The 15,035-nt window shown below is 49.9% G+C and carries 12 protein-coding genes, 1 tRNA gene and 1 pseudogene; 8 read left to right on the plus strand and 6 right to left on the minus strand.

The window, feature by feature from the left end:
* Positions 1–10: 10 nt before the first annotated feature.
* Positions 11–1,216, minus strand: a complete 1,206-nt coding sequence (gene gltS / locus D9736_RS11745; protein WP_064526038.1) for a sodium/glutamate symporter — start codon at positions 1,214–1,216, stop codon at positions 11–13.
* Positions 1,217–1,496: 280 nt separating this feature from the next.
* Here gltS and xanP point away from each other — a divergent pair, with 280 nt between their 5' ends.
* The 3 genes from xanP (at position 1,497) to D9736_RS11760 (ending at position 5,145) form a co-directional block, all read left to right on the plus strand.
* Complete coding sequence (xanP, locus tag D9736_RS11750) at positions 1,497–2,888, plus strand: xanthine/proton symporter XanP (protein ID WP_130222452.1); 1,392 nt, start codon at positions 1,497–1,499, stop codon at positions 2,886–2,888.
* Positions 2,889–3,009: 121 nt separating this feature from the next.
* Entirely contained in the window at positions 3,010–4,719 is a 1,710-nt protein-coding gene (locus D9736_RS11755) for an AsmA family protein (protein ID WP_130215142.1), read from the plus strand.
* 331 nt (positions 4,720–5,050) lie between these two features.
* Positions 5,051–5,145 (plus strand) — tRNA-Sec (locus tag D9736_RS11760).
* A 162-nt stretch (positions 5,146–5,307) separates the two neighbouring features.
* Here the strand turns inward: D9736_RS11760 and fliB are convergent.
* Positions 5,308–6,522, minus strand: a complete 1,215-nt coding sequence (fliB, locus tag D9736_RS11765; RefSeq protein ID WP_130258381.1) for a flagellin lysine-N-methylase — start codon at positions 6,520–6,522, stop codon at positions 5,308–5,310.
* 204 nt (positions 6,523–6,726) lie between these two features.
* On the opposite strand from fliB, the pseudogene D9736_RS11770 reads away from it, so the two are divergent.
* Positions 6,727–7,651 (plus strand): annotated as a pseudogene (locus D9736_RS11770) (carboxylate/amino acid/amine transporter).
* A gap of 3 nt (positions 7,652–7,654) precedes the next feature.
* Here the strand turns inward: D9736_RS11770 and nlpA are convergent.
* On the minus strand, positions 7,655–8,473 hold the full coding sequence (nlpA, locus tag D9736_RS11775; RefSeq protein WP_130258383.1) for a lipoprotein NlpA: 819 nt from the start codon (positions 8,471–8,473) through the stop codon (positions 7,655–7,657).
* Between the two features lie 221 nt (positions 8,474–8,694).
* Between nlpA and yicS the strand changes: the two genes are divergently transcribed.
* Positions 8,695–8,988: a protein YicS gene (gene yicS, locus D9736_RS11780; RefSeq protein WP_064526021.1), complete on the plus strand. Its 294-nt coding sequence runs from the start codon at positions 8,695–8,697 to the stop codon at positions 8,986–8,988.
* Positions 8,989–9,028: 40 nt separating this feature from the next.
* Here yicS and nepI read toward each other — a convergent pair whose 3' ends face one another.
* On the minus strand, positions 9,029–10,219 hold the full coding sequence (gene nepI / locus D9736_RS11785; protein ID WP_130215134.1) for a purine ribonucleoside efflux pump NepI: 1,191 nt from the start codon (positions 10,217–10,219) through the stop codon (positions 9,029–9,031).
* A 233-nt stretch (positions 10,220–10,452) separates the two neighbouring features.
* On the opposite strand from nepI, the gene D9736_RS11795 reads away from it, so the two are divergent.
* Together D9736_RS11795 and D9736_RS11800 are read left to right on the plus strand one after the other, a co-directional pair.
* Positions 10,453–10,806 carry a type II toxin-antitoxin system RelE/ParE family toxin gene (locus tag D9736_RS11795; protein WP_130206759.1) on the plus strand — a complete coding sequence of 118 codons (354 nt, stop codon included), beginning with the start codon at positions 10,453–10,455 and terminating at the stop codon, positions 10,804–10,806.
* On the plus strand, positions 10,790–11,113 hold the full coding sequence (locus D9736_RS11800; protein ID WP_130206761.1) for a DNA-binding transcriptional regulator: 324 nt from the start codon (positions 10,790–10,792) through the stop codon (positions 11,111–11,113). Before D9736_RS11795 ends, D9736_RS11800 begins: the two co-directional genes overlap by 17 nt.
* A gap of 124 nt (positions 11,114–11,237) precedes the next feature.
* On the opposite strand, the gene D9736_RS11805 is transcribed toward D9736_RS11800, so the two are convergent.
* Both D9736_RS11805 and adeQ read right to left on the minus strand, forming a co-directional pair.
* On the minus strand, positions 11,238–11,690 hold the full coding sequence (locus D9736_RS11805) for a DUF1198 family protein (RefSeq protein ID WP_130258384.1): 453 nt from the start codon (positions 11,688–11,690) through the stop codon (positions 11,238–11,240).
* Between the two features lie 52 nt (positions 11,691–11,742).
* Entirely contained in the window at positions 11,743–13,077 is a 1,335-nt protein-coding gene (gene adeQ / locus D9736_RS11810) for an adenine permease AdeQ (RefSeq protein WP_130215132.1), read from the minus strand.
* A gap of 175 nt (positions 13,078–13,252) precedes the next feature.
* Between adeQ and adeD the strand changes: the two genes are divergently transcribed.
* A complete protein-coding gene (adeD, locus tag D9736_RS11815) occupies positions 13,253–15,019 on the plus strand; it encodes an adenine deaminase (protein WP_130258385.1) in 1,767 nt (588 codons plus the stop codon).
* The last annotated feature ends 16 nt before the right edge of the window (positions 15,020–15,035 follow it).

Genomic DNA, 15,035 nt, shown 5'->3' on the forward strand with positions numbered 1-15,035 from the left:
GCTTCATCGGTTACCCCGCAAAAATCGGCAACATCAAATACAGCTTAATCACCAGGGCGTTAACGATATCGATAAAGAACGCACCGACCATCGGCACTACCAGGAACGCCATATGTGAAGGGCCAAAGCGTTCAGTAATCGCCTGCATGTTGGCGATTGCCGTTGGTGTCGCGCCAAGACCAAAGCCACAGTGACCCGCAGCCAGCACCGCCGCATCGTAGTTTTTGCCCATCATGCGCCAGGTGACGAAGATGGCATACAACGCCATGAAAATGGTCTGTACCACCAGAATCGCCAGCATCGGCAGCGCCAGCGAAGCCAGCTCCCACAGCTTCAGGCCCATCAGCGCCATCGCCAGGAACAACGACAGACTTACGTTACCCAGCACCGATACCGCACGTTCAAAGACGCGATAAAAGCCCATCATTGACAGACCGTTGCTCAGAATCACGCCTACAAACAGCACACAAACGAAGGTTGGTAATTCAAAAGCAGTGCCAGCCAAAAGTTGCGCAACAATTTTCCCCACCGTCAGGCAGATAGCAATTAGCGCGATAGTTTCAATCAGCACCAGCGAGGTGATCATGCGCCCTACATCTGGCTTTTCGAACGCCGTCGGGACTTCCTGGTCATCCGGAATACCGTTCGGTGTAGTGGAGTGTTTCACCAGATAACGCGCCACCGGGCCACCAATCAGCCCGCCCAGCACCAGACCGAACGTTGCACAGGCCATTGCGACTTCCGTCGCATTAGTAAAGCCGTAACGTTCAATGAACAATTTACTCCACGCCGCGCCAGTCCCATGACCGCCAGAAAGCGTAATAGACCCTGCTAACAGCCCCATCAGCGGATCAAGACCTAACAGACTGGCCATACCAATACCGATGGCGTTTTGCATCACCAACAGACCAACAACCACAATCAGGAAAATACCCACCACACGGCCACCGGCACGTAAGCTGGCAATGTTGGCGTTCAGGCCGATGGTGGCAAAGAAAGCCAGCATCAACGGATCGCGCAGCGACATATCAAAGTTGACTTCCCAGCCCATGGTTTTTTTCAGCACCAGCAGCGCCAGCGCCACCAGCAAACCACCCGCAACAGGTTCCGGTATGGTGTATTTCTTCAAAAAGGAGACAGAGTGAACTAATTTGCGCCCGAGCAGCAACGTCAGCGTTGCTGCAACAAGCGTTGCTAAAGTGTCGAGATGAAACATAGATAGCTCCTTTGTATCCGCACCACTCTTTCATACTCGTCATACTGCATCGCACATGTACTGTAAGGTGCACTATGACGAGTTTCGAGTCATGCTTTCCCGGTTCGAATTCTTAGCTGAAAATAAAAAAATGGCATGGATTTTAAGCAGAAAACAACCAAAAGTTATATAAAAAAGTGCATTTATCGCATTTAAATATTTAGAAGAATGCATGGCAAACGTTTGCTTTTGCCCTTCGGTCAGCTAAAATGCCCGCTTTGCTACCACGGGATTGTTTTCGATGTCTGTTTCCACCCTCGAGTCAGAAAATGCGCAACCGGTTGCGCAGACTCAAAACAGCGAACTGATTTATCGTCTTGAAGATCGTCCACCGCTTGCTCAAACTCTGTTTGCCGCCTGTCAGCACCTGCTGGCGATGTTTGTCGCGGTTATCACCCCTGCGCTTCTCATCTGCCAGGCGCTAGGTTTACCGGCACAGGACACACAACACATTATTAGTATGTCGCTGTTTGCCTCCGGTGTGGCATCGATTATTCAGATTAAAGCCTGGGGGCCGGTAGGTTCCGGGTTGTTGTCGATTCAGGGGACCAGTTTCAACTTCGTTGCCCCGCTGATTATGGGCGGCACGGCGCTGAAGACCGGTGGTGCTGATGTTCCCACCATGATGGCGGCACTGTTCGGTACGCTGATGTTAGCAAGCTGCACGGAGATGGTGATCTCCCGCGTTTTGCATCTGGCGCGCCGCATTATTACGCCGCTGGTTTCTGGCGTCGTGGTGATGATTATCGGCCTGTCACTAATTCAGGTTGGGTTAACGTCCATTGGTGGCGGCTATGCGGCCATGAGCGACAACACCTTTGGCGCACCGAAAAACCTGCTGCTGGCGGGTGTGGTCTTAGCCTTAATTATCCTGCTTAACCGCCAACGTAACCCTTACTTACGCGTGGCCTCGCTGGTGATTGCGATGGCGGCCGGATATGCGCTGGCGTGGTTTATGGGTATGTTGCCAGAAAGCAACGAACCGATGACGCAAGAACTGATTATGGTACCAACGCCGCTCTATTACGGTCTTGGTATTGAATGGAGCCTACTGCTGCCGCTGATGCTGGTCTTTATGATCACTTCACTGGAAACCATTGGCGATATCACCGCGACCTCTGACGTTTCCGAACAGCCGGTTTCCGGCCCGCTGTACATGAAACGTCTGAAAGGCGGCGTGCTGGCAAACGGCCTGAACTCGTTTGTCTCGGCAGTATTTAACACCTTCCCGAACTCCTGCTTCGGACAGAACAACGGTGTAATTCAGTTAACGGGTGTTGCCAGCCGTTATGTCGGTTTTGTGGTGGCGCTGATGTTGATCGTGCTGGGCCTGTTCCCGGCAGTGAGTGGTTTCGTGCAACACATCCCAGAGCCAGTTCTGGGCGGCGCTACGCTTGTGATGTTTGGCACCATCGCCGCATCCGGTGTACGCATCGTTTCCCGCGAGCCGTTGAACCGTCGGGCAATTCTGATTATTGCACTGTCGCTGGCCGTCGGCCTGGGCGTTTCTCAGCAGCCGCTGATTTTGCAATTTGCCCCTGACTGGCTGAAAAACCTGCTCTCTTCAGGTATTGCCGCTGGCGGTATTACTGCCATTGTGCTGAACCTGATTTTCCCGCCGGAAAAACCGTAATTCACTTAGCGGCGGTAAGTTTCTTTACCGCCGCAGCGCCCCTCTTTCACCATTCCCGCCTTGAGGAATGCGCGTAAATCGTGCATAACTCCCTTATGTGTATTTCGCGGGATGGAAGACTATGAAATTTATTGGGAAGCTGCTTCTCTACATTTTCGTCGCGCTACTCGTAGTGATAACTGGCCTCTATTTTCTTCTGCAAACCCGTTGGGGTGCGGAGCATATCAGCGCATGGATTTCCGAAAATAGCGACTACCATTTGGTCTTCGGGGCAATGGATCACCGCTTTTCCGCGCCGTCTCATATCATACTGGAGAACGTCACGTTTGGTCGTGATGGACAGCCCGCTACCCTGGTGGCAAAAAGTGTTGATATCGCCTTGAGTAGTCGGCAACTGACCGAACCGCGCCATGTCGATTCCATTCTGCTGGAAAACGGGACGCTGAATCTCACCGACCAGACCGCCCCGCTACCGTTCAAAGCCGATCGCCTGCAACTGCGCGATATGGCATTTAATAGCCCAAATAGCGAGTGGAAATTAAGTGCTCAGCGGGTAAATGGCGGCGTCATTCCGTGGTCGCCAGAAGCCGGTAAAGTGTTGGGAACGAAAGCGCAGATTCAGTTCAGTGCTGGCTCCCTGTCGCTCAATGATGTTCCTGCCACCAATGTGTTGGTTGAAGGCAGTATTGATAACGATCGCGTTACGCTGACCAATCTGGGTGCCGATATCGCGCGCGGTACATTAACCGGAAACGCGCAGCGTAACGCCGACGGTAGCTGGCAGGTGGAAAACCTGCGCATGGCGGATATCCGTCTGCAAAGCGAAAAATCGCTGACTGATTTCTTTGCGCCATTGCGCTCTGTGCCTTCGTTACAGATTGGTCGCCTGGAAGTGATAGATGCTCGCCTGCAAGGCCCGGACTGGGCGGTGACCGATCTCGATCTCAGCTTACGCAACATGACCTTCAGTAAAGATGACTGGCAGACACAGGAAGGAAAGCTGTCGATGAATGCCAGCGAGTTTATTTATGGTTCGCTACATTTGTTTGACCCGATTATGAACGCAGAATTTTCCCCGCAGGGCGTGGCGCTGCGCCAGTTTACCAGCCGTTGGGAAGGTGGCATGGTGAGAACGTCAGGAAACTGGCAACGCGACGGGAAAACGCTGATCCTCGATGATGCGGCAATTGTCGGGCTGGAATATACCCTGCCAAAAAACTGGCAACAGTTATGGATGGAAACAACACCCGGCTGGTTAAACAGTCTGCAACTGAAGAGATTTAGCGCCAGCCGCAACCTGATCATTGATATCGACCCTGACTTTCCATGGCAACTCACCGCGCTCGATGGCTATGGCGCGAATCTGACACTGGTTGCCAATCACCAATGGGGCGTCTGGAGTGGCACAGCGAATCTGAATGCCGCCGCCGCGACGTTCAATCGTGTTGATGTTCGCCGTCCGTCGCTGGCACTGGCCGCCAACAGCAGCACGGTGAATATCAGCGAACTTAGCGCGTTTACCGAGAAAGGCATTCTGGAAGCCACTGCCAGTGTTTCACAAACGCCGCAGCGCCAGACTCATATCAGCCTGAATGGACGCGGTGTGCCGGTGAATATTTTGCAACAGTGGGGATGGCCTGAATTACCGTTGACTGGCGACGGCAATATTCAGCTTACCGCCAGCGGCGATATTCAGGCCGATGCACCGCTAAAACCCACGGTTAGCGGGCAACTCCATGCTGTGAACGCTGAAAAGCAGCAGGTAACCCAAACCATGAATGCTGGCGTAGTTTCCAGTGGCGAAGTTACGTCAACGGAGCCAGTGCAGTAAAAATCAATCTCACCGGGTACGACACAGCCGTACCCGGCATTTTTTCAATAAATAACAAACAGTAGAGTATCCAATTACCATGTTCGTTCCCGCTCATTGCACGGCGTAAACCATCCTTAAGAATACGGATATTGCTATTTTTTGTTATCAACTTACGTTTCTTTTTTCTGGGAGCGCGGTTGTGCCAAAGTGTAACTTATGGATTTGCCGAGAGTTTCTGTGAAGAGGATCATGGCAAGGCGAAACGAAGCGGAAAAAAGTGTGATGGGGGATGTGATAAGGCGAGGAAGTAGCTATAATGCGCCCCGCCTCCATGTAGCAATCGAGGCGCGGAAGATCGTCGTCTCCGGTGAGGCGGCTGGACTTCAAATCCAGTTGGGGCCGCCAGCGGTCCCGGGCAGGTTCGACTCCTGTGATCTTCCGCCAAAATGCCTCTTCTGACGTTCACCAATCCCTTGTAATACCGTTTAAAGCAGATAATTTCTTCTGTTCATGATTCAACCTGCTTTACCGAAGTTGTTCTTAATATTTATTACAGCGGAAGCGAGATGTCAGACAAACGCTTAACCCAGTCCCCGACAGGCGAATTTAACGAATCAACAGCAGGCAGGAGAGATCGTCCCCGGCATTGATCATGTCGATCGCTTCATTCATTCGCTGGTTTATCGTTGACGAATGCAAGGTTGACTCGGCAAGGCTCGCCACAATTTTCAGTACCGTTGCCTCATCCAGAGTTGCTTCCAGCGATGTCAGACTCAACAAATGCTTAATATAGAAATAGTCGAGAATTAAACGGTAAACCTGGCGCATGACCGTTGAGAAATCAGCATCCGGAAAATGGCAGTGGTAAATTTTGTAGGTCAGTAAATTGCGCAATACATGCGGGGCGCTAAGGATAGAATCCTGGCAAAGCTGCTGCCACTGTTTATTCAGGACAGCAAACTTATCAGCCAGAGCCTGCTTATCCGGGCTGTTTGCCACGTCTAAATACACCGCCATCTTACGATGCGCGTCAGCAATAATACGATCCCTGCTGCTCTTATTCGCGACAAGCGACCCCAATACCGTCAGCGCACGCACCTTCAATCCCACCGACTCCGTAGGCGTTGATTGACTCATCAGGCTAATACCGGCCGCCAGCTCGCTTAATAGCTCCTGATGGTACTGTTCAGCCTGCGCAAAATGGTTGTGCAGATCGAACTCAATGCGCTGCAGGTAAACCATAAACTGTGCCAGCGCCATCAGGTTTTCTTCAACGTTCAACGATGGCGCCTGCAGGAGGTGCCAGGCAAAGAGATGCACAATCTGGTGGATCTGATTAACCGGCTGCCTGGCGGTGAAGGTGTTTTTCGCCTTCGCCAACAGATCATCCTGTTCGTACACTAACATGCTGTCGGCATCAAACAATACCAGTCGGGCTACTTCTGGACATGAGAGCACCATCGAATGGCGAGTTGTATCCGCGTAGTACTTTTTGCTACGTGGATAAGTAGAACAGGTTTCTGAAAGTGCTTTTTCTCCCAGATCGCGATGGACCAGGCAGAATTTATTTTCATCGAGAAACGGACACTGACCCTGCGCGTCCAGTTTGATTATCGAATAGCGGCTTTTACCATTTCTCACCCGTAATAAATTCTCTTTCGCCAACTGGGCAATTTTCGGGTGTTGTTCGTTGAGGTAAGTATGATGGGTTTTCTTGTCGATGTGTATCTGCCATCCCTGACAGCAGGAAATCAGGCAGTTGGGGCCGACGCAGGCAAACTTCTTCACAAACTCGGGGGTTACTACTTTATGGATTTGCATAACATTCTTCGCGTTTAAAAAGCGAACAGTAGCACGCTGTCAGAACAAAATGATAACGTCATAACCTGACGGTTTAACAAGTATTTCACTCGTTTCATAAATGCTCGCCCCATCAAATGACGGGTTTACCTGAAGGGGTCATTCTCACCATTTTTGCTATCATGCCTGCATACATAAACGACAAAACAGCATGCAGAGGGAAAAATGGGTTCCACCAGAAAGGGGATGATAAACGTTCTGATTGCCGCCGTATTATGGGGAAGTTCAGGCGTTTGCGCGCAATACATCATGGAACAAAGTCAGATGTCATCGCAGTTTCTGACCATGACGCGGCTGATATTTGCCGGATTTATTCTACTGACGCTCTCTTTTGTCCACGGCGATAAAGTCTTCTCAATCATTAAGAATCATAAAGATGCCATCAGCCTGCTTATTTTTTCCATTGTTGGCGCCCTGACCGTCCAGCTAACTTTCTTACTGACGATTGAAAAATCCAATGCAGCTACAGCAACGGTGCTGCAATTTTTATCACCAACGATTATCGTGGCCTGGTTCTCACTGGTACGAAAATCGCGCCCCGGTATTCTGGTATTTACCGCGATTTTGACCTCCCTGATAGGCACATTTTTGCTGGTCACCCACGGTAATCCAACATCGTTGTCGATCTCTCCTGCTGCGCTGTTCTGGGGGGTTGCTTCAGCCTTTGCTGCCGCATTCTATACGACATACCCCTCAACGCTCATTGCCCGTTACGGCACGCTGCCCGTCGTCGGCTGGAGTATGCTCATTGGTGGGATGGTCCTGCTGCCCTTTTATGCCGGGCAAGGAACAAATTTCGTGGTTAATGGCAGCCTGATCCTGGCTTTTTTCTATCTGGTGGTAATTGGAACTTCGCTGACCTTTAGTCTGTATCTGAAAGGTGCACAGTTAATTGGCGGGCCGAAAGCCAGTATTTTGAGTTGTGCAGAACCATTAAGTAGCGCACTGCTCTCTTTGCTGTTGCTGGGGATCACCTTCACATTACCAGATTGGCTGGGAACGCTGCTGATTCTGTCATCGGTGATTTTGATTTCAATGGATTCCCGCCGCCGCGCCAGAAAAATGTAATCGTCCGGCGCGGTACGGTTGATCATTACCAGCCAGGCACCGCGCCACCGTTAAAGAGGGTTTCTGCCGCTTTAGCAACTTCTGGTGACTGATAAGATTGCAGAAACGCCTTCACGTTTTCTGCATCCTTATTATCTTCCCGCGCCACCAGAATGTTCACATACGGTGAATTTTTATCTTCAATAAATACGCTGTCGTGCACCGGAGAAAGTCCTGTTTGCTGGATGTAAGTGGTGCTGATAATCGCTACATCCACTTTCGGGTCGTCCAGTACACGTGGCAACTGTGCCCCTTCCAGCTCCATTATCTGCAAATGGCGTGGATTCTCAGTAATATCCAACGCCGTTGGCAGTAAACCTTTCCCCTCTTTTAAGGTAATAAGTTTCTCTTTTTGCAACAGTAACAGCGCACGCCCCAGATTGGTCGGATCATTCGGAATCGCTACAGTCGCTCCTTCTTTTAGCTGATCGACTGTTTTAATTTTTTTCGAATAGCCAGCCATGGGGAAGACAAAGGTATTTCCTACCGCCACCAGTTTGTAACCGTGCGCCTGATTATCCTGTTCAAGGAAAGGACGATGCTGGAAGACATTGGCATCCAGTTCACCCTGATTAGTTGCATCGTTCGGCAACAACGAACCACTAAATCCAACCAATTCAACTTCAAGACCATACTTCTCTTTGGCCACTTTTTTAGCGACTTCTGCCACATCCTGTTCGGCACCGTTAATGACGCCAACTTTAATGTGTTTTGCATCGCTGTTTTGCTGGTCGCAGCCTGCCAGCAGGATCCCCGCCAGAAATAATGCTGCCCCTGTCCGTAGATGATGTGTTGTCAGTTTCATTTTTTTATCCTTTTATTAATGATTACCTGACTATAGCGGTAAGGTCGCTGCGGTTTAAAAAACGAAACGCTATCGATAAGAATAAAAAGGAATAAAAGTGGAATATAAGGTCTGGCACTTCTTACTGACCACGCAAGCGCGTTTCGTACAGCATGATGAGAGCGATGAAAGCAAACTACACTTATGCTTCATTCGATACACATTTGTAAAAGGTTGAATCCATGAAACCAACGACACTACTGCTTATTTTCACTTTTTTCGCTATGCCAGGCATCGTATACGCCGAGTCGCCTTTTAGCTCACTGCAGTCCGCAAAAGAGAAAAATACGGTATTAGAGGATTTGCGGAAAATTTGCACCCCGAAGGCATCGTTGTCAGATGAAGCGTGGGAAAAGTTAATGTTGTCAGATGAAAACAATAAACAACATATACGCGAGGCCATCGTGGCGATGGAACGTAATAATCAGAGCAATTATTGGGAAGCGTTGGGTAAGGTAGAATGCCCGGATATGTAAGAACGGCAACAACCACTGACCAACGCTTCTTTACCTGATATCAGGATTTCTTCATTTTCACCTTGGCAGTAACCAACAATGCAGTCAGCAACATCAATGTGCCGGACAACATCAGCGGCGAAGTCAGACCAATGTTATCCAACGCATAACCGCCGATTGCCGCACCGCAGGTATTGGCAAGCTGAATAACGGCCACCTGAATAGACCCAGCCTTTTCTGCCTGATCGGCCAATGAGCGAGTGATCCACGTTGACCAGCCAACAGGAATTAAAGCAAAGGTCAGCCCCCAGATAATCGCCACACCGGTAGCAACAATTTTATCGCTTCCCCACAGCGTCAGTACCAGCGCGCTCAGGGCGAGCACAAACGGTGCGCCCGCTAAGGCCAGTTTCACCGAACGTTTGAGAATGAACGACGAAAGCGATGTACCAACAAAACTGGCGATACCAAAACTCAACAGCACCAGCGTTAAGCCATCAACGCCGAATCCCGCCAGATTCATATACACTGGGCGAATATAAGTGAAAAAAGCAAACTGTCCGGCGAAGGACATAAAGATGGCGATCATCCCGGCCATCACCCCCGGACGCTGCAACAGGCGAAAGGCATTTTGTTTCTGATGTGACGGTTCGCCAGGCAGCGAAGGCAATGATTTGATAATCCAGATAATACACAGCACGCCCATCACCGCCGCCGCATTAAAGACATTGCGCCAACCGATAAGCTCGCCTAAAAAACTGCCCAATGGCGCGGCAATTACCAGCGCAATGGACACCGCGCCGAAGATCACCGACAGCGCCTTCGGCACTGTACGAGGCGGTACCAGGCGCATGGTCAGCGACGCCGACATCGCCCAGAATCCACCCAGCGCCAGCCCCAGACAGGCGCGACCGATTAACAGCAGACTGAATGAGTTGGCAAAGGAAACCAGCAAGCAGGAAAGCGTCAGCAAAACGGCGAACAGAATGACAACGTAGCGGCGGTCAGTGGCCTGAATGGTCTGGGTAATAAACAAACTGGCAAACATCGCCACAAAAGCGGTTACGGTCACCGATTGCCCGGCAACCCCTTCCGAAATGCCTAAATCGTGCGCCATCGGCGTCAACAAACTGACGGGCAAAAACTCAACGATAATCAGACAGGCGACGCAAAACGCCACCGAGAAAACGGCTGACCAGTTCGGTCGGGTAATGGCGTCCGCGCCGCGGTTTTCTTCGATATATTCACTCATGGTGTTACCCGTGGCATGTTTCAGGGGAAAAGCCGACCAGTCTAACATTGAAATGTGTGATGCATTTAACGTTTTTGCAACTTTTACAGTGTTGTGGGAAAAATTCGAGGCTGCTCGAGGAAATAAAAATCATATGGCAAGGTGATATGCATTGACGCGATTTCGTTGGAAACAAGGGATAAAGTATCGCACTTAGTGATATGCTTTAATAACAGGACATCAACGATATGCGTGTGTTTAAAACCAAATGGTTTGCAAGGGAAGCCAAGTCTCATGCAATAACAGATGAAGAGTTATGCCGGGCCATTTTAGAAACAGATCAGGGTAAAGCTGATGCGCTTGGTGGTGGCGTTTTTAAAAAGCGCCTTCACCAAAATCGTGAGCGTGCGATTATTCTGGCGAAAGGGGGTAGCAATTGGTTTTACACGTTTTTATATGCAAAACAGGATATGTCGAACATCAGTAGTCAGGAACTGTCTGGATTTCGTGAACTCGCAAAGCATTATGCCTTCCTGACGAAAGCCCAACTGACAGCAATGATTAACAGTAAAGAACTGACAGAGATCTGCTATGACTGCAAAAACTAAATTCAAAAGCCCTGCATTTGAGGCCATTCACAGCGCGGCTGCTGGATTGTCCAGCGTTGATGCCATTTCTGCCGAAACAATGCGTACTTTTGACAAAGCCTGCCTGACCAGCGTACCAGACTTACAACCTGTTGAGATAAAAGCACTACGGGAAAAATTAAAAGTGAGTCAACCCGTCTTCGCTCACTATCTCAATACCAGCGTTTCAACTGTACAAAAATGGGAAAGTGGCGCTAAACGCCCCAGCGGCATGTCATTAAAACTACTTAGTATTGTGCAAAAACACGGGCTAGAGGTGCTGCTGTAAATAGAACGTAGAGAATGCGTCCGTCTACTGTCAGATCCGATAGCGGATACGGCGTGAACGCCTTATCCGTACTCGGTCTGTAGGCCTGATAAGACGCGCCAGCGTCGCATCAGGCAAAGCGGTTTTAATGCAGCCAGTAAACGCCCTCAGCAGGCTGAAAAAATGCGTTGTAGCGCATCTGGAATGCATTAATCTCCTGCATTTCAGGCTCTATTTCGCGCAGAAAACCCAGCGCCAGCCTGACCTGAGCATCGGTAATCGGCGCGGCAAGGCGGGCTTTTTGTAAAATCCGATGCCATTGCAGCAGGTTCTGCTTGCTACCATCGACAATGACAACCTGCCAGATAAGCAACACCTGCGCGGCATTTTGCAGGTGCGACTCATCCGGGCGATGCAGATAACGTAAAAATTCGTCACCGGCTGACTTTCCCATTTGATCGACCATTGACTCAACGGGTACAACATCAATATTCAGCCGATCGCTGAGGCGGCGAATCGCTTTTCTGGCCCCGGATGTCAGCACCCGAAAACCAACCACAAACACCACCACCAGCGTAGCGAGCATTATCCAGATCATGAGTTCTCCTGCGTAACCGGCACTCATGATATCTGGAAACACTTATCAGATACTAATCCACCAGGATGATTTTCAGCGCAAACAATGTCGCTACAACTACCACACACAGATTCAGATCGCGCCAGCGCCCGGTGCACACTTTCATGATGCAGTAAGACATAAAGCCGAGCGCAATCCCTTCAGTGATCGAGAACGTAAAGGGCATCATCACCGTGGTGATAAATGCGGGTACCGATTCGGTAAAATCATCCCAGTTAACGCGTGCAAGGCTCGATGTCATCAACACGCCAACAAAGATTAACGCCCCGGCGGTTGCGTAAGGTGGAACCATCGCCACCAGCGGCGAGAAGAACATAACTAACAGGAACATAACGCCAACAACAACCGCAGTCAGCCCCGTGCGACCGCCGACCGCCACGCCAGAAGTACTTTCAATATAGGCAGTAACAGAGGAAGTTCCGATAAACGCGCCAGCCACCGAACTCACGCTATCAACATATAGCGCCTTATTCATGTTAGGGAATTTACCGTTACTATCTATTAAGCCAGCTTTATCAGTTACACCAATTAATGTTCCTGATGAATCAAATAGGTTGATCAGCATAAAGGAGAAAATGATACCGGCAAGCTCAAGCGATAATGCCCCGCTCAAATCAACCTCGCCAATAACACCGCTAATATCAGGTGGAATAGAATAGATTCCGCTGAAATGAACATCTCCGAAAAATAATCCACAGCAGGAAGTGACGACGATAGAAACCAACACCGCCGCATGAAAATTACGCGATGACAACACGGTTATAATAAAAAAACCTAAAATACCTAACAACACGCCGTGGGAACTTAAATCACCAATCATCACCAGCGTGTCTTTATTGGCGACAATAACACCGGTATTTTTTAATCCCATTAAGGCAATAAATAGCCCGATACCACTGGTGATACCAATACGTAAACTTAACGGAATGTTGGAGATCATCCAGTAACGGATACGAAAAAGAGTCAGCAAAAATAGCCCAATTGCGCCCCAGAAAATAGCGCCCATTCCCGTCTGCCAGGTGATACCCATCGCCCCCACCACCACGAAGGCGAAAAACGCATTCAGCCCCATCGCAGGCGCCAGCGCGACGGGAAGATTAGCAAAAACTCCCATCGCAATACTGCCAATGCCCGCAATCAAACAGGTAGTAACAAACACCACCTTTGGGTCCATTTGCGCTGCACCAAGAATTTGTGGGTTAACAAAAACGATGTACACCATAGTTAAAAAAGTAGTCATACCCGCAATCAATTCTGTGCGAACGGTTGTCCCGTGTTGCGGTAGTTTAAATAATCGCGAAAGCGTCCCTGATTCATTACTCACGTAATCGGTATTGTCATTATTCATTTTTTTGTCCATTGGAGGAGATTTAATCCCTTGCTTTTGTAAAACAAATGACAACAACGGTTCAGTGATAATTATCACATTTCAATTGCACATTAATGGATATTCTTTAATAATCTCGCGACGTTTCTTTATGATAAATAATAATCAAATTGATAAAATCAAAATGAGAAAAAATATGAACAATTCTATTAGCCATAAATTTCATCACATTAGTCGGGTAGAATACCAGGAATTGTTAGCCGTTTCCCGTGGCGAAGCCGCTGCCGATTATATTATTGATAATGTCTCTATTCTGGATCTAATCAATGGCGGAGAAATTCCCGGCCCAATCGTGATTAAAGGACGTTACATTGCCGGTGTCGGCGCAGAATACGCTGATGCTCCGGCTTCGCGCCGAATTGACGCCCACGGCGCAACGGCAGTACCGGGGTTTATTGATGCTCACCTGCATATTGAATCCAGCATGATGACCCCAGTCACCTTTGAAACCGCCACTCTGCCACGCGGCCTGACGACTGTTATTTGCGACCCTCATGAAATCGTCAACGTGATGGGCGAAGCCGGGTTTGCCTGGTTTGCTCGCTGTGCCGAACAGGCAAAGCAAAACCAGTATTTGCAGGTCAGCTCTTGCGTACCCGCCCTGGAAGGCTGCGATGTTAACGGTGCCAGTTTTACCCTCGAACAGATGCTCGCCTGGCGCGACCATCCTCAGGTTACTGGTCTGGCCGAAATGATGGACTACCCTGGCGTAATTAGCGGACAAAATGCGCTGCTCGATAAACTGGACGCCTTTCGCCATCTGACACTGGATGGTCACTGCCCCGGTCTAAGCGGTAAAGAACTTAACGCCTATATTGCCGCGGGTATTGAAAACTGCCACGAAAGTTATCAGCTGGAAGAAGGACGCCGAAAATTACAACTCGGCATGTCGTTGATGATCCGCGAAGGGTCCGCTGCCCGCAATCTCAACGCGCTGGCTCCGTTGATCAACGAATTTAACAGCCCACAATGCATGCTTTGTACTGATGACCGTAACCCGTGGGAAATCGCTCACGAAGGGCATATCGACGCCTTAATTCGCCGCCTGATTGAACAACACAATGTTCCGTTGCATGTGGCATATCGCGTAGCCAGCTGGTCGACGGCGCGCCATTTTGGTCTGAATCATCTCGGTTTACTGGCTCCCGGCAAGCAGGCCGACATTGTCCTATTAAGTGACGCGCGTAAAGTCACAGTGCAACAGGTACTGGTGAAAGGCGAACCGATTGACGCACAAACCTTGCAGGCAGAAGAGTCGGCGAGACTGGCACAATCCGCCCCGCCATATGGCAATACCATTGATCGCCAGCCAGTTTCCGCCAGCGACTTTGCCCTGCAATTTACCCCCGGAAAACGCTATCGCGTCATTGATGTCATCCATAACGAACTGATCACGCACTCCCGCTCCAGCGTCTACAGCGAAAATGGTTTTGATCTCGATGATGTGTGCTTTATTGCCGTACTTGAGCGTTACGGGCAACGTCTGGCTCCGGCCTGTGGTTTGCTCGGCGGCTTTGGCCTGAATGAAGGCGCGCTGGCAGCGACAGTCAGCCATGACAGCCATAATATTGTGGTGATCGGTCGTAGCGCAGAAGAGATGGCGCTGGCGGTCAATCAGGTGATTCAGGATGGCGGCGGGCTGTGCGTGGTCCGTAACGGCCAGGTACAGAGTCATCTGCCGTTGCCCATTGCCGGGCTGATGAGCACCGACACGGCGCAGTCACTGGCGGAGCAAATTGACGCGTTAAAAGTCGCTGCCCGTGAATGTGGTCCGTTACCCGATGAACCATTTATTCAGATGGCGTTTCTTTCCCTGCCGGTGATCCCCGCACTGAAACTGACCAGTCAGGGGCTGTTTGATGGCGAGAAGTTTGCCTTCACCGCGCTGGAAATCTCTGAATAATAAAAAAAAGCCCGGC

The organism is Escherichia sp. E10V10 (assembly GCF_004211985.1).
Taxonomy (GTDB): Bacteria; Pseudomonadota; Gammaproteobacteria; order Enterobacterales; family Enterobacteriaceae; genus Escherichia.